The following is a 539-nucleotide window of genomic DNA, read 5'->3' as shown; positions in this document are numbered from 1 at the left end:
TCTGGAGCGATTACGCACACTGCCCGAACACGTCTACAACCAGATGGTCATGGGCTGAAAAACGTGGGGATACCTCAGCCCCTGCTCCCTTTTGCGCCAATACCTTGCGATCTTTTAAAAACTCTTCAATCGCTTTGTTCGAAGCGTCAAAGTTTGATTCGGCCCTGAAGAGTCCAGCTTTCGCCGGTAGCTTGGCAAGGCCGTCACTATTGGAGAGCTTTTCGAGCGGGGAAACCTCTCCCCGCAGCACCATTAGCGTGATACCTGGACCATCCTGTGGAAGGATATTCCCAGCGTAGGTTTGGAAACAGGTGAGTGTCAACCAAGAGGAGATGAGAAATCTCGTCAACATTTCTTGCTCTTTAATTGGAGAAAGCGCCGAAGTGCGGCGCTCTCGTTTGAATGAGAATCAGCAAGACCTTATCAAGGCGTGGGTATTGTCAGCGTCGCTTGGCCGCTGTATTGAGGGCACCTCGAACAACCAAGTCGTAGCCGTGGTGACACGCACTGGATGATGACCATACCTTCAAAAAATCAGC

The 539-nt window shown here is 51.2% G+C and carries 1 protein-coding gene; it reads right to left on the bottom strand.

Annotated features, from left to right (window positions below; genetic code table 11):
- Nucleotides 1-10: 10 nt before the first annotated feature.
- Nucleotides 11-322: a hypothetical protein gene (locus tag XpopCFBP1817_RS21130; RefSeq protein WP_128418507.1), complete on the bottom strand. Its 312-nt coding sequence runs from the start codon at nucleotides 320-322 to the stop codon at nucleotides 11-13.
- Nucleotides 323-539: the final 217 nt, after the last annotated feature.

This window comes from Xanthomonas populi (genome assembly GCF_002940065.1).
Lineage (GTDB): Bacteria > Pseudomonadota > Gammaproteobacteria > Xanthomonadales > Xanthomonadaceae > Xanthomonas > Xanthomonas populi.
Note: the sequence above shows the minus strand (reverse complement) of the source record. Positions and strands in the feature narration are given on the sequence as shown.